At 46.7% G+C, this 24,284-nt stretch carries 15 protein-coding genes; 3 read left to right on the top strand and 12 right to left on the bottom strand.

All coding sequences use genetic code 11. The features are described 5' to 3' along the window. Positions 1 to 56: 56 nt before the first annotated feature. The 4 genes from obgE to QUB63_RS18515 all read right to left on the bottom strand — a co-directional run bounded on the left by obgE (position 57) and on the right by QUB63_RS18515 (position 4,634). Positions 57 to 1,097 carry a GTPase ObgE gene (gene obgE / locus QUB63_RS18530; RefSeq protein ID WP_332946734.1) on the bottom strand — a complete coding sequence of 347 codons (1,041 nt, stop codon included), beginning with the start codon at positions 1,095 to 1,097 and terminating at the stop codon, positions 57 to 59. Positions 1,098 to 1,354: 257 nt separating this feature from the next. After that, positions 1,355 to 2,230, bottom strand: a complete 876-nt coding sequence (locus tag QUB63_RS18525; protein ID WP_332946733.1) for a Mo-dependent nitrogenase C-terminal domain-containing protein — start codon at positions 2,228 to 2,230, stop codon at positions 1,355 to 1,357. Between the two features lie 646 nt (positions 2,231 to 2,876). Continuing rightward, the gene (locus QUB63_RS18520; protein ID WP_332946732.1) at positions 2,877 to 3,950 is read right to left on the bottom strand and encodes a class I SAM-dependent methyltransferase; all 1,074 of its coding nucleotides are present in this window, start codon (positions 3,948 to 3,950) and stop codon (positions 2,877 to 2,879) included. Between the two features lie 363 nt (positions 3,951 to 4,313). After that, the gene (locus tag QUB63_RS18515) at positions 4,314 to 4,634 is read right to left on the bottom strand and encodes a 30S ribosomal protein PSRP-3 (RefSeq protein ID WP_332946840.1); all 321 of its coding nucleotides are present in this window, start codon (positions 4,632 to 4,634) and stop codon (positions 4,314 to 4,316) included. A 168-nt stretch (positions 4,635 to 4,802) separates the two neighbouring features. Between QUB63_RS18515 and QUB63_RS18510 the strand changes: the two genes are divergently transcribed. Then, a complete protein-coding gene (locus tag QUB63_RS18510; protein WP_332946731.1) occupies positions 4,803 to 5,588 on the top strand; it encodes a TIGR01548 family HAD-type hydrolase in 786 nt (261 codons plus the stop codon). A gap of 190 nt (positions 5,589 to 5,778) precedes the next feature. Here QUB63_RS18510 and QUB63_RS18505 read toward each other — a convergent pair whose 3' ends face one another. Beyond that, positions 5,779 to 6,597 carry a tetratricopeptide repeat protein gene (locus tag QUB63_RS18505; protein ID WP_332946730.1) on the bottom strand — a complete coding sequence of 273 codons (819 nt, stop codon included), beginning with the start codon at positions 6,595 to 6,597 and terminating at the stop codon, positions 5,779 to 5,781. A gap of 86 nt (positions 6,598 to 6,683) precedes the next feature. Here QUB63_RS18505 and QUB63_RS18500 point away from each other — a divergent pair, with 86 nt between their 5' ends. Continuing rightward, positions 6,684 to 7,433 (top strand): cobalt-precorrin-6A reductase, encoded by a 750-nt coding sequence (locus QUB63_RS18500; RefSeq protein WP_332946729.1) that lies wholly within the window; start codon positions 6,684 to 6,686, stop codon positions 7,431 to 7,433. 84 nt (positions 7,434 to 7,517) lie between these two features. Here QUB63_RS18500 and QUB63_RS18495 read toward each other — a convergent pair whose 3' ends face one another. After that, positions 7,518 to 8,777, bottom strand: a complete 1,260-nt coding sequence (locus QUB63_RS18495; RefSeq protein WP_332946728.1) for a CapA family protein — start codon at positions 8,775 to 8,777, stop codon at positions 7,518 to 7,520. 140 nt (positions 8,778 to 8,917) lie between these two features. Here QUB63_RS18495 and QUB63_RS18490 point away from each other — a divergent pair, with 140 nt between their 5' ends. Beyond that, entirely contained in the window at positions 8,918 to 9,478 is a 561-nt protein-coding gene (locus QUB63_RS18490; protein ID WP_332946727.1) for a Uma2 family endonuclease, read from the top strand. A 74-nt stretch (positions 9,479 to 9,552) separates the two neighbouring features. On the opposite strand, the gene QUB63_RS18485 is transcribed toward QUB63_RS18490, so the two are convergent. The 6 genes from QUB63_RS18485 to bchH all read right to left on the bottom strand — a co-directional run bounded on the left by QUB63_RS18485 (position 9,553) and on the right by bchH (position 24,067). Further along, positions 9,553 to 11,292: a hybrid sensor histidine kinase/response regulator gene (locus QUB63_RS18485; RefSeq protein WP_332946726.1), complete on the bottom strand. Its 1,740-nt coding sequence runs from the start codon at positions 11,290 to 11,292 to the stop codon at positions 9,553 to 9,555. A 142-nt stretch (positions 11,293 to 11,434) separates the two neighbouring features. After that, on the bottom strand, positions 11,435 to 14,833 hold the full coding sequence (locus QUB63_RS18480; RefSeq protein WP_332946725.1) for a response regulator: 3,399 nt from the start codon (positions 14,831 to 14,833) through the stop codon (positions 11,435 to 11,437). A 542-nt stretch (positions 14,834 to 15,375) separates the two neighbouring features. After that, positions 15,376 to 15,771, bottom strand: a complete 396-nt coding sequence (locus QUB63_RS18475) for an SH3 domain-containing protein (protein WP_332946724.1) — start codon at positions 15,769 to 15,771, stop codon at positions 15,376 to 15,378. A gap of 126 nt (positions 15,772 to 15,897) precedes the next feature. Then, positions 15,898 to 17,724, bottom strand: a complete 1,827-nt coding sequence (locus tag QUB63_RS18470; protein ID WP_332946723.1) for an N-acetylmuramoyl-L-alanine amidase — start codon at positions 17,722 to 17,724, stop codon at positions 15,898 to 15,900. Positions 17,725 to 17,997: 273 nt separating this feature from the next. Continuing rightward, positions 17,998 to 19,683 (bottom strand): potassium channel family protein, encoded by a 1,686-nt coding sequence (locus tag QUB63_RS18465; RefSeq protein ID WP_332946722.1) that lies wholly within the window; start codon positions 19,681 to 19,683, stop codon positions 17,998 to 18,000. Between the two features lie 532 nt (positions 19,684 to 20,215). Beyond that, positions 20,216 to 24,067, bottom strand: coding sequence for a magnesium chelatase subunit H (gene bchH, locus QUB63_RS18460; RefSeq protein WP_332946721.1), 3,852 nt, complete (start codon positions 24,065 to 24,067; stop codon positions 20,216 to 20,218). Positions 24,068 to 24,284: the final 217 nt, after the last annotated feature.

Genomic DNA, 24,284 nt, shown 5'->3' with positions numbered 1-24,284 from the left:
ACCCCTCAAAAAAAACACCTACCGGTTGTCGCAAATTCTCATAAATCAGAACCGGGCTACAAAACTCCCACTGCTGAGGGCGCCTCCGCTTCAACCTCATTCATCTCATCGAGTTTCAGCCATATTTGCTGCATCAACTCATCCAGCCCAACTCGACTCACAGCCGAAATCATCAACACCGGAGCACCGCTGATTTCCTTCAATCGCGCGATCGCATTTCCGATTTCCTCATCATCAAGATCGATCGCATCTACCTTATTAAAAGCCAAAATCTGCGGCCGATCTGCCAAACCCCGCCCGTAAGCCTTCAATTCTTCCTGAATTGTGATGTAATCTGCGATCGGATCTTCATCAGTAATATCCACCAAATGCAGCAACAACCGAGTCCGTTCAATGTGCCGCAAAAACTCGTAACCCAAACCCGCGCCTTCGTGAGCCCCGGCAATTAATCCCGGAATATCAGCAAAAACAGTACCGTCGCCGGTCGGTTTTTTAACTACGCCCAAATTCGGGATTAAAGTTGTAAACGGATAATCTGCTATCTTCGGGCGCGCCGCAGACAAAGCAGAAATTAAGGTTGATTTGCCAGCATTCGGCAAACCAATAATTCCCACTTCAGCTAATAGCTTCAATTCCAAACGCAAAAACTTGTGTTCTCCTTCTTTTCCCGGCATCGCATAATCTGGAGCGCGGTTAGAATTAGTCAGAAAACACTTATTTCCTAAACCGCCTTTACCGCCTTTGGCCACACAAAAAGTCTGTCCGGGCGTCACCAAATCTGCTAAAATTGCCTGAGTTTCCGCGTCGTAAACTACTGTACCGCAGGGAACTTCGATCGTGCGATCGGCCCCAGAAGCCCCAGTCATATTCTTCGGCGCGCCCTTCTTCCCGTCTTCGCCCTTAAAAATCCGGTTGTACTGGAAATCTAGCAGCGTTTGCAGGCTTTCCACCGCCACCATAAACACAGAACCGCCCCGCCCGCCGGTGCCGCCGCTCGGCCCGCCCGCCGGTATATACTTTTCTCTGCGAAAAGCTACCATACCGTCGCCGCCTTTGCCGGCTGCGACTTGAATATCTGCTCGATCGATAAATTGCATAATTTACTTAATAGTCAGTAGTCAGTAGTCAGTAGTCAGCAGTCATTGGTCATTAGTCAGCAGTCATTAGTCATTAGTTATGATACCAGATCCAAGTACAATGTTTATCTTTTGGTGCGCCGTGTACATCCTACTGGACTAATTAGTAGTCATTGGTTAATAGCTTACAGTCATTAATTGAACATTTGACAAGAATGACTAATGACTAATGACCAATGACTAATGACTAATGACTGCTGACTACTGACTACTGACTGCTAACAATATGAGGATACATCTTCCTTGCAATCATCTGCCAAATAGCAGAGAGCTCGAAAGCGCATCCCCACCAATTGTTCGTAAAGCGGGTTAATTTTGCACATCGCCGGAATGTGCACGATTTTGTGGCCAAATAACACGACATCTCGCTCAAACGGACACTGCGGCGGAATCATTTTGCAGACAAAATGTGCCACTCTGGGATCGTGAACTTCCCAGCCGTCAAGCCAGTCTTTGACGGGTTGCAGGACATTTTTATGGTGAGGTTTATGTAGCCCAGATGAAAGCGGTGCTGCCGCATAATCAACGGCTGTTTGGCTGCTTGGCCCCTGCGACTTGCACGTGCTGTCTTCGATGGTGTGTCGCAGAGATTCGATCGCCTCGACGTTGTGACCCAAAGCTGTGCAAAAATTGTACAGTACCTCGTCTTCCGAGAGCGAGTACGTACCGTCTGCCAAGGCTACCATGACTGCTGTTCTCAAAAAATTCTCGCCGTTGGCGGTGCCTTTCCCGAACACAGCAGCTAGTTCTTCTGCGGTAATCGGTTCAAAATCTGTCTCAAAAGATACCGGATGTAGTTCATCCTGAGTCAGAGTCGCAATCATTTTTTGCTCGTTTTCGTCAAAGTTGCCGTCAGCCCAAGCAATTGTCAGCAATCCGCGCAGCCAAGCGGTAATCTCTTCATTGGTGCAGGAAGATTTCGCGTTACTCATCAGCATTTCCAGTTGGATATACCAGTCAAGTTGTTGGTTTGGAGCGGGATAAATATTCCCCCCTAAATAATTTTTACTGCTTTTTTGCTCGATCGATCTTTTTGTTGAAGGTTTGTGCCCGAAGATTGCTCCAAACGCTTGTAGTGGACGTGTTAAAAGCATATTTGTTCTCAGGAGCATCGCCAATTAGCGAGCTAATCTATGGTTTATTCCGCTTCCTCTAAACTGTCGTCTATCTGGAGGAATAGGTTTTTTTGATTCATGTTAACTATAGTTGCACCGATCGCCATCTCGATCGCATTTTACATAGACGCACTTTGCCCGAACCACCTAATTTTTCACAACAAATAAAAGGTTTGACAGGGCAGGATCTGCTCAGAAACCGGGTTTCTCGCGCAGGCGATCGAGCTTCCCCGTGTTTACATTTTAATATATATTTTTGTAAATTTTTGTGTGTCGGCTCCGCAACATTTGACAGCGAGCCGGCTTTCGGCGGTTGAAATAAAAAGATCGGAGGCAACTATTACGGTCTATCAATGGTTGTGATTGCTGTGTTCGTCTAAAAATAATACCATTTATCAAAAAAATTACTGCCAAAAAAGTGTTGGGTTTGTTTGCTGAACCTGTTTGTCAGGTGCGTTGCTGTGAGATTTTCTGTCAAATTTAGGGATTATTAACGGCGACGCACCCTACGGCTGTGTATCTCTTAATTCCGTTCTACCTTCTACCTTCTACCTTCTACCTTCTACCTGATGACTGCTGACTGCTGTCAACTGTCAACTGTCAACTGTCAACTGTCAACTGTTACTTAGCTTCGGCGGCACAAAATCCAGCGCAATTCCATAGGCGGGCGTCCGTTTGCCATCGGGAAGACATCTCTACCAGTGGCCCAACTGGAAAACCAGGGCGTCGGCGGCCAGGCTCCTTCCGGCAGGTGGTGGCGTTCGTACTCAAACACCAATTCGTCGGATATTGGCACTAAGGGCAATCCTTCCATGGCAGCGGCGAGCTCTTGGGGCGTGAATAAAGTAGACCAGGAAAGTTGGGCAACTTGTCGCACGAGGGCGTCTGGCTGGTAGTCGCCGACGGTTAAGAATGTGCTGAACAGCAACACGCCTCCGGGACAGAGGAAATCGCACATTTTTGCGAGGAAAAGCCTTACTTGATCGCTGTCTCGGAAATGCGAGATGACTTCGGCGGCAACTGCAAGCTGGTAGCGCGCTGGTTTCATCCGCATTAAGGGGTCGAGCACGTCGCCTTCTGTTACTGTGACGGGAAGGTTTTCGGCTGTTGCGGCTGCTTGCAGTTGTTCTGCAAAAGCTGGGGTTAGTTCGATCGCATCTACAGAATAGCCCAATCTCGCCAGCGGTAAGGTATTGCGCCCGGTACCAGCCCCCACGTCTAATATTCGGATGCGATCGGGATTTCCCAATTTAGCAGCCGTTGCCATCAATTTTGCATCTGGATGGGAACCAAATAGAGGCGGTTCTCTGGTGTCTACCCAGCTTTTGTACTGTTCTCCAATTGTTGAGGTACTGACAAGCAGTTTGCAGGCTAAACCTGTTTGCGGCGGCTGTACTGATTCGTATTGCAGGATCACCATCGATGCTGTTGAGGTGCGGTAGCCTTGTTCTAATTTACTGGCTAAAAGCTTGCTGAGTTCGTCTCTGCGTTCTGCTGGGAGGGGTCTGTCGAGGGTGCTAAATAGCTTTTCGATTGACTTGAGATAGTGGTTTACCATTCCCGGTACGCAGGGAAAAACTAATTCTCCGCGTGCGGTGATGCGAGTGTTAATTTTGTAGAGGATGGCTTGCTGGAGAATTTCGGGATTGACTACCAGCGGTAGCTGTTCGTTTTGGTCGATCGTGCTTTCGGCGCCCATAAGTTCCGGGAAAAAGGTTCGGCAACGGATTTTGTAACGGATTTAACGGATGGATTTTGAGGTTTGAGGGAAGTTTGTTGAGAGATGACTGTACAATTTCCGATTAAAAAGAACCCGATTACCCTCAATAAATGTGGTTTGATCGTTCGGACTTTAGTCCGCAAAAATTGATGCGGACTAAAGTCCGAACGATCAAACCTGTTTTTCGGACATGATATTTAAAATATCGATCGGCTGTAGCGCATTTAAATTGTATTTTTCAGGACGAGGTGGAAAAAGCAAATCCTCTCGCCTTCTCCCCCTCTCTCGTTTTCCTGTCAGCCATAACAGGCAATTTATAGAGGTAGCAACTGCAAGCTGGGCTTAGTTGCTGCCGGTAAAAGTCACTTCGGGGAACCTTGACTGAGCTTCAGTCATCGGGCGCCGTCTGCCTTCTTCTTGCCAGTAGTTGATTACTTCTGTGGCTTGGTTGAGGATTTCGACGCGATCGTTGTCAGCAATCCAGTGTTTGGCTTCGAGTTCGTTTTTGAGTTCTTCCCACGCATCTTTGCGGGGCCAGAAAAAGTAAGATGTCAGCGGGCTAGTTCCTTTACCGACAACTTGGTCAACGGCGAGGGCAACATTCTCTTCTAGCCAGAGAACTTTTAAGATGAACTTGGACAAGCAAACCTCCGGGGTTTCGATCGAACTTGTTAAAAATTTCTACAATCGCTAAGCGTAGCACATTTTGTTCAATAATGGGTCATCGGCGATTAAAAGTTTTGTCGCGCGGCTGGGTTTCCCGCGGATTATGGGCTCGAAACCGATAAAATTTGGGCACTCACTCGCCCCAGCTACAGGGATAATTAAGTTATGAGCAGATTTATTTTAGTTTTTGACATTGACGGTGTAGTGCGGGATGTGTCCGGTTCCTATCGGCGGGCGATCGCCGATGCGGTGGAACATTTCACGGCTGGTGCTTTTCGCCCGAATTCGATCGATATCGACTCTCTCAAGTCTGAGGGTGTGTGGAATAATGACTGGCAAGCGTCTTTCGAGTTAGTTTGCCGTTATTTTGAGGGGATTGGGCGATCGAGAAACCAACTCGATTTCAAATATGACGAATTAGTAGCTTTTTTCCAAAGTCGCTATCGCGGGGATAACGATAAAAATTGGACTGGTTACATTTGTGACGAACCGCTGCTGTTAAGTCCGGCTTACCTGGAAAATTTAACAGTTGGGGGAATTGTTTGGGGATTTTTTAGCGGAGCGATGCGGGATGAAGCTGCTTATGTTTTGTCAGGAAAACTGAGTTTAAATTCCCCCGTGTTGGTGGCGATGGAAGATGCACCGGGAAAACCAGATCCGACTGGACTTTTCGCGGCAATTGAACAGTTGGAAAACCTGCACGGTTTAGCAAAGAATTTGCCCGTGATTTACGCGGGAGATACTGTTGCCGATATTTACACCGTGGTGAAAGCGCGCGAAGTACAACCAAATCGGGTTTGGCTGGGGGCGGGAATTTTGCCGCCTCACGTTTTGGATGATTCTGTGCGCTGCGAGGCTTATGCAGCAGCGCTGAAAAAAGCTGGTGCAGCAGCAGTTTTCAGTAAAGTCGAAGAATTGACTGCTGCACGGATTGGAGAATTAGTTAAGTAAAAAGTAAACCTGCTGCTGATTGCAAAAAACCTAAAATTCCGGTCAATCGCCATAAAAAACGTTCGCGCGTGCGGACTTTAGTCCGCAGCATGAGAGCGGAAGGGAGTCCGCACGCGCGATCGAATCTTACTGCGGTTAATGGATCGGACACGATATTACCAATTACCCATTACCAATTACCATTTAGAGATTATTTCAAGTTCAAGAATTTGTCTAAGGCGCTAACTGCAACTGGCGGCCAGCGGCGGGTATTTGCCACCCAATCGAGGTCTTTGTAGCGGGAATCGAGACCGATCGCAGCTACCCAATTGCTCTCAGCTTCGCCGCGCTGTCCGACCTCCCAAAGACAGGCACTGAGGGCTGCTCTCATATCCGCAAATTGGGGATATCTGCGGACAATGTTTTTCATGTTGCGAATTGCTTCTTTGGTTTGTCCGTTTTGATAAAGTGCGAGGGAATGGTTGGCGCGAGCAAAGGCGTATTCAGGAGCTAATTCAAAGGCTTTGCTGTAGTCTTTAATAGCAATTTCCCATTGACCTAAACCTGCTTCGGCGTTACCTCGGTTGTTGTAGGCGGCTGGATCTTTGGGGTCTAATTCTAGCACGTGATTGTAGTCGGCGATCGCTTCTTCCCAGCGTCCTAAACCTTCTAAGGCGGTGCCGCGGTTTAGGTAGGGATCGGGGGCTTCGGGAGCTAGTTCGATCGCCTTTTCGTAGTCAGCAATTGCTGCTTGTAGCTTGTTTTGGCTGACTCTAGAATTGCCTCGGTTGCTCCAAGCGGCGGCTTGTGAGGGAAATTTGTCAATGATTTGGGTCCAGAAAGTTTCGGCGGCGGGAAATTTGCCTTCGTTTGTAGCTTCAAAAGCTTTTTGAACGAGTTCTCCTAATTCCTGCTGGGAAGCAGTGATATCTGTTGGTTGTACTTGTGCGGCGGCGGGCGCGATATTTCCCAACCAAACTAACCCGGTTACAATTAATACTGTAAAAAATGTGAAAAGTGAGCGCATCATCTTTGTTGGCAGTTGAAACTTTACTAAAGATATTATTAACCGAAATTGCGGGCGTTGGTTCGCTCTTATGAGTTAAGAGTAATTTTATGAAAAAACGCTTGCTGATTTTGGGCGGAACGGGGGATGCTGCTGAACTGGCTGCCAGAGCGTCTCAAATTGCTGATATCGAGGTCATATCTTCGCTGGCAGGGCGCACTCAACAGCCTTTGACCCCAAAAACGGGTACGGTGCGGATTGGGGGGTTTGGTGGGGCGGCTGGGCTGGCTGAGTTTTTGCGTCGCAGCCCGATCGACTTTTTAATCGATGCAACTCATCCGTTTGCCGCGCAGATTTCAGCCAATGCTGCGGTGGCTGCGGTTGAGTGTAATGTGCCTCATTTGATGCTGGTGCGCCCACCTTGGGAGGCCGTGGAGGGCGATCGCTGGATTGAAGTCGCCAGCCACTCGGAGGCTGCAACGGCTTTGTCAGGGCATTCTCGGCGGGTATTTCTGACGATTGGGAGGCAGGAATTGGCGGAGTTTGCGGGTTTGGAGGATGTTTGGTGTTTGATGCGGGCGATCGATCCTCCGGCACTAAATACTCCTGTTCCTAACGGTAAATTGTTATTAGCAAGGGGGCCTTTTTCATTGGCAGACGAGCGGCAATTACTCTTGGAATATCAGATTGATACAATTGTTAGTAAAAACAGCGGGGGCGCTGCTACTTATGCTAAAATTGTGGCTGCTAGGGAGCTGGGAATTCCGGTTGTGATGGTGCAGCGGCCGCTGATTCCCAATGTTGAGCGGGTTGCTAATGTTGAAGGGGCGATTTGTTGGCTGATTGAGCAGTTGAAGTGAAACGAACCGCGAAGGCGCAAAGGACGCGAAGGAAGAGGGAGAAGTTGATTGGAAGAACTGGCGCTTAAAATTAGGTTGTTTTATTCATTTCGCGTCGGCGTAATTCCTTTGTGTAAACCTGGTTTCAACCGCCGTCTTATCTTTTGTATTTAAAGAGTTAAGATGATTGTTCATCTCTTGTAAATATGCTTTTAAAACTGGATACTGCGAAGTTGCTAGCAGCGCATCTTTTTTCTGAGTGACAGTTGTTTCTAACGGCAAAACGCGATACTTAGATTTATTGTTCAGGGTATAGCGGTGTACCCAAGTCGGAATTGTTTTGATGCTGGTGATTTCTGTGGTTTTTTCGGGGAATTTCTTGCGGATATTTACTTGCAAAATTACGCCTAAGTCTGTATAATCTTTGGTCTGACCTGAGATAAAGTTTCCCATTGAATAAATTGCTACAGCTTTGCGGGTTTTCCCGTTTTTGCCGGGGAATTTAAAGATTTTGTAAGGTTGGACGACGTGGGGATGGCTGCCGAGAATGATGTCTGCACCGGCTTTTAATAGGTTTTCAACTAATTGTTTTTGTTGCGGGTTTGGCTGTCGCTGATATTCGTCGCCAAAATGCAGGGAAATTGCGATCGCATCTGCTCCTTTTTTTCGGGCTTTGGCGATGTCTTTGACTATCTTTTTTTCGTCGATTAGGGAAACTAGGTAATCTTTGCCTTTGGGTATCGGGATGCCGTTTGTGCCGTAGGTGTAGGCTAGCATTGCTAGTGATATGTTGTTTTTGGTGATGATTAAAGTCGTATCGCCCGCTGCTTTCGATTTGGCTGTCCCTGTGGAGGCAATTTTGCGATCGCCCAAATTTGCGATCGTCCTAATTACCCCTGTTTCCCCCCGATCCAAAGCATGATTGTTGGCAGTTGTCAAGATATTAAATCCAGCTTTTTTCGCAGCATCCAGTAATTGAGCCGGTGCGTTGAATAGCGGATATCCCGTATATCCGCCAGCATCTTCGCCCGCTAAAGGTGTTTCGAGATTTCCCGTTACCCAATCGCCTTTTGACAGGATACTTTTAACTGGTGCGAAAAAACTGTCAAAATTGTATGTTTGCTTTTTTGCATCGTAGCCCGAGATCGTTTGGGTACTGTGCATCATGATGTCGCCGACAGCAATTAGTTGTGCTTCTTTAATCTCAGACTTTGGTTTGGCGGGAACAGGGGTTGCTATTGGCGATGGCGTCCCGCCCCGCAAGCTACGGCTTTCTGTACGCTGTGTATTGGTTTTTGGCGTTTGGATGTTGCAGCTTGCGATCGAAAGCACGGCAATTACCGAGAGCAACCGACGAACATTCATGATTTATGAGAGTGATTTTTTGGCTTCTATGGTATCATAAGGAAATTAGTTACAGCTAAATAAATAGAGTTTTTGCAAAATTAGCAAAATATATTGAGATTATCTGCGTTTATTTGTCTTTGAATTGAGGAATTTATTGTATGACGATCGCAATTGAGCACATTACCCTTGAAGAATTTCTGAAACTGCCAGAAACTAAACCAGCCAGCGAATACATTCAGGGCGAGATCGTCCAAAAACCTCTGCCGAAAACAAAGCACAGCCTGTTGCAATTCAGAAGCTGCAACGAAATTAATCAGGTGACGGAAACTCCCAAGATAGCTTACGCTTTTCCAGAGTTGCGGTGTACGTTTGGGGGGCGATCCATTGTTCCCGATATTGCGGTACTATTGTGGGAACAAATTCAATTTGATGAGAACGGTGAACCGTTGAATGATGTGCTAGTTGCACCTTATTGGGCGATCGAAATTCTATCGCCAGAACAAAGCTCAAATCGCGTAACTAAAAAAATTATTCACTGTCTCGAACATGGCTGTCAGTTGGGGTGGCTAGTCGATCCAGGCGATCGATCGATTTTAGCATTTTTGCCCAACCAACAACCGCAATTCTGCGAAGGTAGCAATGTCGTTCCCGTACCCGAAATGATTCCCTTGAATATCACCGCCGAACAGGTGTTTAGTTGGTTGAGAATGCAAGCATGAAGGGCAGGTTTGATCGTTCGGACTTTAGTCCTCATCAAAACAGAGAACTAAAGTCCGATGCTGCGAACCTTTACCTAAGAACGCAATACCTGCTTGACCGGAATCTCTACAATAAACTCTGTCCCTTGCCCCAAAACAGACATACAATTAATATAACCTTTGTGTTTTTCCACGACTATTTCGTAACAGATTGCTAGCCCCAATCCCGTACCGCTTCCTACGGGCTTTGTGGTAAAAAATGGGTCAAATATCTTTTTTTTCACTGCTGCACTCATCCCGGGGCCGTTGTCAGCAATCCGAATCACCGCAAATTCACCTTGGGAAATTGCCGTTTCTTTCGCAATTAGTGAGGTACTGATGGTAATTACCGGAAAAGGTTGTGGTTCCAAAGCATCGATCGCATTAATCAAGATATTCATAAACACCTCATTCAACTGACTTGCATAACAGGTAACTAAAGGCAGTTGAGCGTAGTTTTTAATCACCTCAATCTCGTGGCGAGCTCCTTGTGAATTCAACCGGTGCTGCAAAATCAGCAGCGCGCTGTCAATTCCTTCGCGGATATCTACAGCTTTGAGCTGTTTTTCATCCAATCTTGAGAAGTTCCGCAAGCTAAGGACAATCTGCCGGATGCGATCGGCCCCCACTTGCATTGAATTCATCAGTTTTGAGAAATCTTCTACCAAAAAATTTAAGTCGATCTCCTCAACCAAATCCTCAATTTCTGGCGTGGGATCGGGGTAAGTCTGCTGGTAAAGTTCAATCAGCTTTAGCATTTCTTGGAAGTAGCGGCGGGCCGGAGTAATATTGCCGTAGATAAAGCTGATGGGATTGTTAATTTCGTGGGCAACACCAGCTACCATTCGCCCTAGACTAGACATTTTTTCAGTTTGAATCAGTCGAGCTTGAGTGCGTTTCAGTTCGGTTAATGCCAATTTTAGTTGTTGTGACTTTTGCCGTTCTCGTGCTTCTGCAAGTTTGCGATCGGTAATGTCCGTAACGCGAACGAGATTCATTCGATCGCCCGCTACATAAATTTGCTTGGCCGCTAAGTTGCCCCAAAACAACTTTCCTTTTTTGGTTACATATTCCACCTCCCGACTCCAAAATCCCTTGATAGCAATCTCGTCCCAAATCGAACTCAATTCTTCGGGTGAAAAACTTTGCTTTTGAAGGGTATTCCCTTCAATATTGAGCAATTCGTCTTTGCTTTTTGCTTCAAATAGTTCTACTGCACGTTGATTGCAATCTGCAATCAAACCCGTTTCAACATTGACTAGGAAAATCGCATCAGCCGAGCCGTTAAAGACTGATTCAAGTAAGTCTTTTTGCTGTTTGAGTTTCTGACTTAAATAACGCAGGTGCAAGTGTGTTTTGATGCGGGCTAAAACCTCTTCCAGTTGAATCGGCTTGCTGATGTAATCTACCGCCCCCAGCTCCAATCCTTTGACCTTATAGCTGGCATTACAAGCATCATCAACTGCTGTCATAAAAATTACTGGAATGTCTTTTGTCTGCGGCGAGTCTTTCAGGCAGCGGCAGGTTTGAAAGCCGTCCATTTCTGGCATCACGACATCCAACAAAATCAGGTCTGGCTGGCTTTTTTTCATAAATTTTATGGCTTGGCAACCACTTTTAGCAACCCGAACGTCAAAATCTGACTCTCTCAAAAAATCGGAAATTAATTTAAGATTGGCACTGGTATCGTCTACTACCAGAATTTGCGGTTTTTTGGGACTATTTTTGATTGCATCAGAACCCGATAAGTTTTGTAGAAAATTTGACTCGATTTGAATTGGTCGATCTAATGACATTTGCATATCCCCGTCTCTCATGAAATTTCTGTGCTGATTCCGACGCTTATAATAAATAAGAATTACGCCTAAAATGGTTGGATATATATATGGGTAAGGTGCACCGAAGAGTACCCTAGATTTAAATGTTCTGTGTAAGTCCTCATTCCGAGCGATCGAGCAAATTGAAAATTGCTTCGTACTCAAAATCTTCGGACAGTTCCTGCACCCTGGCAGCAAAAAAACTATATTGGGGGTTTAATTGCTTCAGCCGGATGACTTCTTGCTCTACTCCTTCCACATTGCCGCTCTGAGCTGCTTCATGCAAGATCAGCAATTCCTCTCTTGGCGGCACCGACATTTCCTCTGGGCTAGAAGCTAGAGGAAATGCCGCCGTAAAATTTTCCCCACTTGCTTCTTGTTGGCAAATCCACGACAAGTTTAAGTAACTCTTAATTTTGTTGAGCAAATCTTTTGCTTGAATTGGCTTGGCGAGAAAATCGTTGCAGCCGGATTCTAAACAATTTTGTCGGTCAGCGTCAAAGACACTGGCAGATACTGCTATAATAATTGTACTTTGAAACAGGGGTAATTGGCGCAGTTGCCGTATCAGCGCTAAGCCGTCCATCCGAGGCATCACTAAGTCAGCGAAAATCAAATCTGGTTGAAATTCAACGGCTTTTTCTAAACCTTCTTGTCCGTCTGCTGCCTCTGCGAATTCAAAGCCGATCGCTTCTAGCAAGTTAACGATAACCGAGCGATTTTCCCAGCGGTCATCGACAACCAGGATTTTCTGTCTTTTACCTTGATAGCCAACAATCCTATCGCTCGATCGGACCGGGGTTGAGTCCACCGTATCTGAGGCAAATGGCAAGTTTAGATCGAACCAAAATCTGCTGCCAACTCCCGGATTGCTTTCAACAAAAATTTCACTTTCCATCAAAGAAATGAGTCTATGAGTAATTGCCAGTCCCAACCCTGTTCCTTCGGTGCGATCGGAAATATTTCCCACTTGCTCGAAGGGTAAAAAGATTTTTTTCAAGTGTTCTGTCGGTATGCCAACGCCTGTATCTTCAATTAGAAAGCGGATTTTGCTGGTGGGCAATTCGCGATCGCCAAGCTGCGGGAATGTAGATAAATTCTCTCGATTAACCGTGTCTGCGTGTCTTCGTGTTTCCGCGTTTTCTTCCCGATTACCTATTGCCGCAGCTTCATTTTCAATGACCTCAACTGTAAATGTTACACTGCCGCGATCGGTAAACTTAACAGCATTGGAAAGCAGGTTCATTAAAATTTGGCGCAGTCGCTTTTCATCAGCATAAATCTGATTGGGAATTTGATTAAGATTCAGGTAGGCAAAATCAATTGATTTTTGTTGAGCTTTGAGGCGGAATATTTCGGACAATCCTTGCATAAAAGCCGGAAAATTAAACGTTTCTGGGTAAAGTTCGAGTTTGTTGGCTTCGATTTTAGACAAGCTTAAAATGTCGTTAATTAGCATCAATAGGTGTTCGCTGCACTGGTAGATGACACCAGCACTTTTGTGTTGTTTGGAGGTGCGGTTTGGGTCTCGCAGCAGAATTTGCGCGTAGCCCATAATGCCGTTGAGGGGAGTCCGCAACTCGTGGCTCATATTTGCTAGAAAACTGCTTTTGGCAAGGGATGCAGCTTCGGCGGCTAATGCGGCGGCAGCCAAAGCTATTTCTGCTTGTTTGCGATCGCAAATTTCTTGTTCTAAATGAGCGTTAGCGCTGGCTAACTCGGCAGTACGCTCTGCAACTTGAACTTCTAAGGTGCGGTTGTAGCCGGCTAAGATTTTCTCAGTTTGTTTGCGATCGGTGATGTCAGCAAAGGTAGCGATCGCCGCTACAATATTCCCATTTTCATCAAATAAAGGCGTACTGTAAACTTCTAAGGGAACTGTCCTATCCGGTCGGCGAATTTCCATGTCCTCAACCCTTACCCGTTCTCCCTGAAACGAGCGAACGACTGGCAGATTTTCTGCCGGATATAACTGCTCGGTTCCAGCCTGATAAACCTGATAACTTATTGCCAATTGCTCGGTTTCGGCTTCGGGTAAAGTTTCGATACCCAGTAATTGCCGGGATGTTTGATTGGCGTAGATGAGTTGTCCAGTAATATCGTGAACTGATACCCCTACCGACATGGCTTCTAGAATTTGATTCAGCCGACTTTCACTCTGCACTAAGGCTGCATTCAAGGATTGGAGTTCGGTAAAAGACTGTTGCAGTTGCGCTGCCATTTTATTAAAGGAATTTGCCAGTTCTCCCACTTCATCAGCGCGGTTAATTTCTACAGGTTTATCCCATTCTCCCTTAGCAATATCTTTGGCGGCGGTGTTTAAACCCAGAATTGGCTTTGTAATCCAACGAGCCGTAAGAATGCCAATCCCTGTAGACCCGATTAATGCCGCGATACACAGCAGGATAGCCGTGCGAGTATTGGCATGGATTTGCGTCATGAAGTCGGCTTCGGGAACGACTGTGACAATCAACCAATCCAACTCATATTTATCCGAGATGGGGTTCACCTGTAGGAAATGGCGAGAGCGGTGAAAGTCAAAATCGAATTTTTTCTTGTGCTCAATTTGATTAAAATTCTTAACCTGAGTCAAGAGAAAATTTACCGAGGCCTGAGTGAGGGGATTCGTACTGTTTCGAGCTACCTGTCTCCACTCTCGAGTATTCAAATTTTTTAGATAATTTGAATTTAAATTTTGCTTAAATGGTGTCTCGCCTGTGGAACTCGCAATCAGTAACCCTTGGCGATCGATAACAAATACCTGGCCTGTCCGCCCTACTTTCAAACAATCTAGAAAACTAGCAAACTCAGGCAGGTAAAGGGGTGCTGCCAAAACTCCCTGAAACTTGCCACCTGCGTCATTAAATGGCAAAAAGTTAACAATCGTCAATATCGGGCGATCGACTCCCTGTGATAGATTAACAACCGGAAGCCAAATGGCTTTACCCGCCTCCTGCGCGGCTCGATACCAGGGACGGCCATCAGGTGGATCGTTGTGCGGATCGTAGTCATGTCTAACTTTTGTGAGCTTAATTCGCTTTCCTTGGCGATCGGCAGTATAGCGGTGAAAGGCGTAATCCGTAGATTTGTCCATAACTCGGATCGCCAAAGAATCACTGGCCAAGGATCTCTCAACAGTGAGGAATTCTTTTTGCTCAGTGGCGATCGCCATACCACTAACTGTGGGATAGATTTGTAGTTGCTGCGCGAAGTAGCTTTCTAAGCCCGCAAAGTTTTTCCAGTCTAAAACTCTCGTGCGAATGGCTGCTGCAAAGCTTTGATTAATGTGCTTGGGGACATCCAGGTAATGTTGCAGATTTTGCTCGACGCCCTCGTTCACCTGATTTATTAACTGATAAGCTAAGTCTTCAACTGCTTGTTGTCCGTTTCTATAGGAAAGATATCCCACCAACCCTACAGTCCCCACAATTTGCAGCACAAAGGGGACAATCAGCACAGTTCGCAGGGGAAATTTCCCAGCAATTCTGGCGAATAAGTTAGAAGCAGCAGGAATTTGCATAAAAATAAGGGAGTGATACTGTTGGCAATTGGCAATTGGCAATTGGCAATTGGCAATTAGCAACAGGTGTCCTTTGAAATATTCCTAAAACCCGCACCCACCTAAAGATAAATCAAAATGCACATTTTGGCCAGAATTGTCGGGGCGAGTTTCACCAATAATATCAGCAGATAATTGACAATCTCTCAAACCTCTGTATCTCTCGTTGATAGCGGAGTCTCGATCCCCCTAAATCCCCCTTAAGAAGGGGGACTTTCGTTGATAGCGGAGGCCCGATCCCCCTAAATCCCCCTGGTTGTTGGGGAGTAGGGGTTGACTTTGAGAAGTGGACGGTTCCCCCCTTCCCAAGGGGAGTAGGGGTCGGCTTTGACCGCTTCCGGTTCCCCCCTTGGGAAGGGGGGCTAGGGGGGATCGAGCCTCAGCTACAAACAACAAGATTTCTCAAGGGTTTTAGTCTTAAATTGACACTAATACTCTAAAACCCGCCCCCACAACGCCAGATAAATCGCAATGCAGAATTTAGGTCAAACCTACCAAATTCCCTATTTCCGCCACCTATCAAATTGGTCTTCCGAACAGCCATTAATAAATTGATTGTTCACCCAACCGTCAAGGATTGTAAAAGTTTCATTAGGAGCAGTCCCAGAAGTTCTGGCCGCAATTTTCACCCAATTTCCTTGTCTGCTAACAGCCCGAACTCCGTCTCCTCTTTTGAGTTTAGCTACAACCGGGTACTTATTGCCGGGGCCTTTGCGAATGTTAACCGCGCCGCCTTCACCTGTAATAAACGAGCATTGAGTTTGCTTTTTTAAAGCTTCTACTTTTTCGGGAGCAAGATTTTGCTGTTTGCCGAAAACTGGAAAGCTGTAAAGCGAAAAACTAAAACTTGCAAAGGCGGCTGCAATGAAAAAGGCTTTTGATTGAGTAAAACTTAGCATTTATTTAATCTCCTTGGGTTGGAAGGACTGAAGTCCTTACTGCGAACTTTTTGGGAAGGACTGAAGTCCTTACTGCGAACTTTTTGGGAAAAACTGAAGTTTTTACTGCAAACTGTTATTTGACAGTTATTTTACGGAGGCAAACCATTGGGTAATGCCTTGGGCGATCGCAGAAGCTAACTTTTTCTGTTCTGTCGGATTCACAATCCATTCAAACTCTTCGGGATTGATCGTAAATCCCAATTCCATTAAAACAGATGGAGTAACGGCAGGACGAGTCATCGCTAGATTGTTCCAGAATACACCATAGCTCGGACGGTTCAACTTGGCAACTAAGTAATTGTGCAAAAACATTGCCAAACTGTGCGCTTGCGGGTGAAACCAGAAAGCGCCGACGCCTTTGGTATTTATCGCGTCGCCGTTATCGGGCAAAGCATTGTAGTGAAGCGAAATTGCGATCGCAGGTTCTTCTTTTTGAATCATTTCCACCCTCGGCGGCAAATCCAAATCGACATCTTCCACCCGCGTCATTACCACATTTGCGCCCAGATTTACCAATTCTTCCCGCACCAATTTCGACACAATTAAAGCTACTGTTTTTTCCCTAACTCCCGTCGGGCTCACTGCACCCGAATCCTCCGGGCCGCCGTGTCCCGGATCGATGAGAATCTTAATTCCTGACAGCGGTTTTTCCTCAGAAATCGGCATCATGCTTGTATTCGCCGGCGGATGTTTTAAAGACAGCACTAAAGTTGTGCCTTCGTATCTCAATTTGTAGCCCCACTGCTGGGCAGATTTGAGATTGAAAGTGTATTGTACTTGCAGCGGCGATATTTGTTGCCACGCCAAACGCGAAATTACCGGGTCATCGTCGAGGCGAATAATGTCTGTTTGAGCGGTGGTATTGTACAGCGTTAAAGTGAACGTGCGTTCACCTTCTTGCACGGTGACTGGGACGGCTATTTCTAAGGGAAATAAGACCTCTGTCCAGCCGGAAACTTGGCGCGACCTGGCGCTGCGAATTAGCGATCGCGCAGGCACGGCATCCTTGACAATTCGCACCTCCGATGCTTTGATCCAAGCGCCGTAATCGAGCCGAATCCATTCTCCCTCGCGCCCGATAACTGTGGCGCGCGTTCCCTTCGGCAGCGGTGTCATCCGGGAGAAATCCGTGCTCGCCCCGGTTCGGGCCACACCGGGTTCTGTGGTGACTTCTGCTACTTCTAAATCGGCGGGAGATAGGATAGAAATTTTGCCAGTACCTTGTTGGCTGATAGTTTTATCGTTCATTGTTAGCTCAAACAATGGTACTCCTAAATCAACTTTTCCTCCCGGCGATGAGACGGAATTAGACTCATTGCCCCCCCTTGGCAAGGGGGGGTTTGGGGGGGTTTTAGCGCAGCCTTGATACTGTTCGCTGCTGCTTTTTGGGATGGGGGAGTTTTCACCTAACAAGACTGATTTGTTGTCCGGGAGTTCGACTTGCGATCGCGCTTTTAGAGGAATAGTAACGCCAGCCAATTTTACCGCAACTCGAGCATTCGCAGGGGCGATCGCCCCAAAGCAGATATATTCCCCCGGTAAACTGGCGACATCGACTTTCGGCGTCAGGGAATCTTTCGCAAAAGCCAAGCCTGTCGGGACTTCCGGCTGATTCGACTCGCGCGTCACCTTAAGAAGGACTTGCTGATTTTCGTAACGCAAGGTAAAGACATTTTCGCCGAGTTGCAGCGGAAATGTCGGGGCGAAATGGCCGGCTGCGGTGCGCGCAATTTGCTGGCCATTTACCGATACTTGTCCGGTTGGGGGGGCTGTACCGATGAGAAAGATGCGATCGGCTGTTGTTTTGTGGTTGGCGGGAGGATAAGCGAGGAACAAAGGCTGAGCGGCCACAGCTACAGAGGCGATCGCCATTATCATCCCAAACACAACTAATCCTAAAAATTTTCTCATTCTCAATTGCTACTAATTGACAGTCTGTTGGTTATTTATACTCGAACTTGCGCTCAGAAACCGGGTTTCTGAGGATTAGCCGTAAGTTTTATTTACTAGACAGGCTTCAGTTTATCAGGTTTGTAGTTGCAATTGGGCGATCGGCGACATCATACCATTTTCGATTTCTGATTTGAGATTTTCGATTGGGGATGACTGACTGCTGAGCGGATTTGGATCGGACTGACATTTACATTCTTTTTTGAAACAGGTGTAAATTGCCCCGTAAAACCATTAAGTTTTAATTAATTCCGAAGTCGTTCTCCACAGTTGATCCAACCGATTTGCCGGCATCGTCAAATACAAAACATCCCCCGCACTCAGACAACAATTCAGCAAATCCCAACCGTGAATAGTTTGACAATTAGTTTCCACATAAAGAGGCACAAAATCAGCAGATTTAGCAGCATCTTGAATGCGGTGGCCGCAGAAAGGATGTTTGGGAGTAATCAAAGTTGCCAAGGAAACCCACAGACTGTCAGCAGTCATCCCGTTGCCCAAAATTCGGCCTCCAATCGCCGCCGCCGCGAAAGCAGGAGCCGCTAATTCCGTCGGGTTCAACACTCCTTCAAATTCAAAAACTTGCTGCACCATCAAAGCAAAATGCGAGTCTTGATTGCGGACAATTACCGACAGTTTGGGTGCCAATCCTTTAGCGGTTAAGGCAATTTCTAGATTCGACATATCGCTGCTAGTAACTGCCAAAAGTGCTGCGGCTTGCTTAACATTAGCAGCTTCCAGAGTTGCGGGCAAACTGGCACTTCCCTGAATTACTGGAATTTGCATTGAGCGAGCCGTACTCAGAAAGCGGCAGTTCGGATCTTGCTCGATTACCACAATATCGTAACCGTTATTGTGCAGTTCTTTAGCAATTTGTATTCCCATGCCGCCCAGTCCGCAAATAATGTAATGATGGCGCTGCGGAACTCGCGCCACATCCCAATATTCGGTAAAGCGAGTTCCCAATACATAATCGTTGAGCAGTGCGTAGCAGATGCCGATGATGCCGGCTCCAACTAACATCATGACAACTGTAAATAGTTTAATGCTTTCGGGAGCTTGTTCGGCAACTTTTTCATAGCCTCCGGCTCCGGTAATCATCCCGACTGAAAAATAGAGAGAATCGATAACAGAGATATTTTTGTCAACACAAATATAGGTAGCAGTAGCCACTGCAATCATTGCCAGCAGCGTCAGTACAACAATGACTGCTGCTTGGCTGTGCTGCTGAAATCGGCGCAGGCTAGTTAAGGTTTTTAGCAGTTTTTGAATTAAAGTTTTTTGGGGGCTGCGGAAAGTCGGCTGAGTGGCCACAATTAGCCGATCGCCCTTTTGACACTGCCGGCCCGCCAGCACCGCCGATACTAAATCAGTTTTGTTAGCAGCCGGGAGATAATAAATCAGCATTCGCGATCGATCGTTCCACAAATCGCTGAGTTGTCGATCGAGCCAAGGATGATTTTCATCGATATATTCTTCGTGAATCGGCCAAGTGCGATCGAACAAACGCAACTGCCCGATCGCCCGATTTCCCAGAGCAGCAAAAGCAAAAACCGGAGCCGCCAAAGCTGAAACGCTCATCGAAGCGTGTTCGGGCAAAGTGTGGTCAATTCTGTCGCCCAAGCTAGTATTGAACAATCTGTTAATGATGCGAATTTGAGGATTGAGAATCCTCGCCTGCATCAAAACTGCCAAATTTACAGCATCGTCATTTCCTGCAATTACTAAAGTGTGGGCTTTTTGAATGCCAGCGGCCAACAAAGTAGAAGCTGCTTGCAAATTGCCGACAACCACATCAGAAGTTTCGCTGCGAATTGGGCGATCGCTAATGCCGATCGCGATCGCCCCTTGCTGTCTCAACAAACAAAAAATCTTGTGTCCCGTTTTGCCCAAGCCGCAAACAATGATTCGAGGTTTCATAAGTTATTTGCCAGCCGATTTCGGAGCTGTCCTTTGTAGTTTTACCTACCATTGTTGACTGCGGCGGCTTTGCAGAATGTAGCGAAAAACACTATCTAGGATGTTTGCGATCGAGTCTCGAAGTTTTGAAACAATAGCGCGGCGCTGCTACTGGCGTCAAGAATCGCATTAAAGCCTTGATAAATCTGGTTTATAGCTGAGTCTCGATCCCCCCTAACCCCCCTTCAAAAGGGGGGAACAAGAGTCTTTTCTTTCGTCCCCCGACTATCCGGGGGATGCGAGGGGGATCTAGCCTGGAATATAATCGCGTTAAAGCCTTGATAAATCTCGCTTTTAGCTGAGTCTCGATCCCCCCTAACCCCCCTTCAAAAGGGGGGGACAAGACTCAGATCCAAGTCAACCCCTACTCCCCTTCTTAAGGGGGATTTAGGGGGCTCTGGACTCGACTTAAAACGAGATTTATCAAGAGTTTTAGTCTTAAGTTCACACAAATAGGCACGGCGCCGTGTCCTGATAATTATGAATCAAACAACTAAACAACTACCCCTTCAATCTTCTCATCAGTTAACTCGTACAACTCGCGCAACTGCTGCAACTTATCCGCATCCGGCTGCCAAAAACCACGGCCGTTAGCCTCCAACATTCTGCCGACAATATTGCGAAAAGCTTCAGGATTTGCCGATCGCAACTTCTGCGCCATTTCTGCATCCAACGCATAAGTATCAGCCGCTTGTTCGTAAACCCAACTATCAGTAAAATCAGCCGTTCCGCCCCAACCAATTAACGCCGTCATCCGCTGCGAAATTTCATAAGCGCCGCCCGAACCTTGATTTGCCATCGCGTTAGCCCACTTAGGATTTAACAGCTTAGTGCGATATTCCAAACGCAGCAAATCTTCTAAATTGCGAGGAGTTGTATCCTGGGAAAAACTTTCGACAAAACTCGTGTTAACCTTTTTGCCGCGCTGATTTTCGGCGGCTTTCTTCAAACCGCCAGTATTGGCATAATACTCTTGAATATCAGTCAAACCGTATTCAACCGAATCTATTTCTTGAATAATGCGATCGCACCCTTGCAACAACTGACTCAAAACCTCCGGCCTCGCCTCCCCCTTATCCTTTCTCCCGTAACTAAAAACATTGCGACTTTCCCAAGTTTTCCCCAACTCATCCCCCGAATCCCAACTACCATCAACAACCCTATCGTTAACCAAAGAACCAAAATCCCCAGCCGGATTAGAAAACAATCTAGCCGCACAATTATGCACCCCTTTAGCCTGCAAAATCAAAGCGTGTTTGCGAATAAAATTCTCCGATTCCGGTTCATCAGCATCAGCAGCCCGCACAAACAAATCATCCAACAACTCAATAATATTCACAAAACTATCGCGGAAAATCCCCGAAAGATTTCCCAACACATCAATGCGGGGATGGCCGACATCAGCTAAAGGTTTTAATTCATAGCGAACAATGCGGCCAGTACCCTCCTTAAGCGGTTCGGCACCCACCAATTCTAGTAGAATTCCAATAGACTCACCGCGAGTCTTAATAGCATCCAAACCCCACAGCATCACCGCCACAGTCTCAGGATAATTACCATGTTCCTCAACGTGCTTCTCAATAATTTTCCGAGCAATTTCGCGCCCCCTTTCAAAAGCTGCAGGAGAAGGCATTCGATAAGGATCTAAAGCATGAATATTCCTACCAGTAGGCAAAACCCCAGCCCCATCCCGCAACAAATCCCCGCCCGGTGCAGGCAGAATATATTCCCCATTCAAACCCCGCAAAAGATTAGTCAACTCATCCGTCGTTTGCAACAACAAATCTCGAACTAGCAACCCCTCCTCAAAAACCGCATTAAAACCCTCTCTTTCTTCCTCTTCGCGCCCTTTGCGCCTTCGCGGTTCATTTTCATCAAAAACAATTTCCCGCACCCGTTCCTCAGACAACTTATCCCCAAAATAAGCCTCAAGATAAGCCCGCATTTCCTCAGAATTAGGCGGTTCCCCGAGAACGTGCAAACCAGAAGAAAACAAGCGGCATTCCACCACCTGCAAATACTCGTACAGCTTCACCAAATAGCGGTTAAAAGCATCTGCACTGAACATTCGCAGATTTTCAAAACTAAAAGCAATGCCCAACTTTCGACCATCCTCAAACGGACAATCAGCCTCCAAACCGCTATCTAAAATCTTTTGGCAGATAGCCTCTTTAAGTACATAATTCTTTGCTGTATCTTCCCGATATTCGGCAATCAAATCGCGCAAAGCCATCAATTCCTTGTACAAGCCGGCGCGACCGTAGGGCGGCACGTTGTGAGAAATCAAAACACCGTAACCGCGCCGTTTTGCTAACATCGACTCCGAGGGATTGTTGGCAGCGTAGATATAAAGATTCGGCAAACTTCCCAACAAAATATCCGACCAAGAATAGCCCGTATTTCCCAGAGGAGATCCCGGCAACCATTCCACAGTGCCGTGCATTCCGAAGTGAACCACAGCATCAGCTTGCAAGTCATTTTGCAGCCACTTGTAAAAAGCAGCGTATTGGGGGTGAGGTGTCAAATCGATCTCGAACATCAAGCGCATCGGATCGCCCGAAATTCCCAGCGGCGGCTGCAAACCAATCCACACATTACCGAGTTGAATGCCGCCGATTTGGAACTCGTCGCCCTTGGTTTTAATACCCGTTCCAGTTAAAGACTTCCACTGCTTTTCAATCCGACTCGCTGACAAATACCCCAACCACTTCTCCAAAGTTTGAACATTAACAGTATTGCCAAACCCTCCCCTCCCATCTGCGTTCATCCCCGTTAATGGGCCTACATCTGCGGTTCCTTCATCCGCCTCCTTCACCATGCGAATTAACTCCTCACCGTCAGCGGGAATTTCTCCAACTGTATAGCCTGCGTGTTGAAGTTTGTGCAGGAAATTTAGCAGGGATTTAGGTACATTTAGCAAAGCCGCCGTACCCGCCGCACCGTAACCGGGAGGAAACCCGTACAAAATAATTGCAATTTTCCTTTCAGATGGCGGAGTTTTACCTAGTTTCACCCAATTGTTAATTCTACTTGTCAGGCGTTTCGCGCGATCGGGAACCAGGTAAATATCCTCACCCACCAAACCGCCCAGAGGCACAGGGTCGATCGCGCCATCCAACTCCGGCAAAGCATACAATACCACACTTTGCAAACCACCAATCCCCTGCCGAGTCCAAGAATGGATATCCTGAATCAACAGAGGTGCAGACACAAAATAAGGTACATTTTTAGCAGCCAGAATCTTTTTAGCAACTTCCACCTGACGCCCCGCCTCCATCGAACCAGCAGGCCCGCCAACCAGCGGAAAACCAATCGTAGAAACAATCGCATCAACTTCTACTGCTTCTTTAGAAAGCGAAAGAGTTTCAATATTGCCTTGTTTTCGCCGCGCAGTTTCAGCAGCAGAAGTCATCCAATCCCGCACCGCCACATGGCCTTCAACGCCATTGATAAAAATCGGCAAAGGGACAATTCCCGCAGCTTCAAAATAGCGAATTAATTGAGGAATATAAGGCTGTTTGGTGACAACGTGCTTGCGGTAAAGCAAGATACCCACAACCGGGGATTTTCCTCCCTCCGATTTTTGACACCAATTGGTGTCAAATTTTGTGAAACGGGCATCTTGCCGGTTGTTTGTGGAACGGGCATCTTGCCCGTTTCTACCAAGTTGATGACTTAAATACCAATCTAAATATTGCCGAGGCGATTCAAAATAACCGTTATAATCGGGATGCAACAAACCCATATTGGGAGTTTCCACAGGCGGCGGAATATCTGCAACCTTCAGCCCCAAATACTTTTGGGCAATAATCCAAAACATCGACACAACATTATCCGCACCGCCCGCATTCCAATAACCGTAAATAATCAGCCAGTTACGCAAATCTTGAACTTTTTGCACCGGCACATATTTCAATAACTTCGGCCCAACCTTCAAAAAACTGATGTAACCAGCAAGCTTATCTTCTTCTCTCCCGTTGCCGAACTTATCCAGAATAAACTTAACAGGCTTCGGCATACCCTTCGGCTTGTCGCCAATTTTAAAAGCGCCGATTTGAGTAAGACTCATCAATTCCAAAGCCGACTCAAAAACCAGGCGAATCGGGATATGCTGCACCCTTTCTCGCAGCCACATTACCGCATCGTAATCAAACAGCAAACTCCCGAAAAACACGTCAGCATTCGAGAGGGCGGCTGCTACAGCGTCGGGCTCATCTGCAAGGGCGCGATCGCTAAAAACACTCACGGACAATCCCCGACAGCCAGAAACAGCCAACAGGGCGGCTTTGCGGTACAAATCGGCATTGAAAGATTCAAACCCTGCAATTAAGACAATGCGTTTCACAGCCCAACCTCGAAAAATTTGCTTATTATAATGATACTAAATTAGAGTTAAAAATCACATTGATAAGACTCGGCGATTGAAATCGATCCTACACAAACGAAGTCGGCGCAACGCCCGACAGAAGAATAATAAGAGTCGGCGATTGAAATCGATCCTACACAAACGAAGTCGGCGCAACGCCCGACAGAAGAATAAAGGGGATATTCAAGCCCAAGTT

Origin of the sequence: Microcoleus sp. ARI1-B5, from assembly GCF_036705795.1 — a bacterium.
In the GTDB taxonomy this organism is placed as follows: domain Bacteria; phylum Cyanobacteriota; class Cyanobacteriia; order Cyanobacteriales; family Microcoleaceae; genus Microcoleus.
The sequence above is the reverse complement of the archived record's forward strand: the minus strand, read 5'-3'. Positions and strand labels throughout refer to the sequence as shown.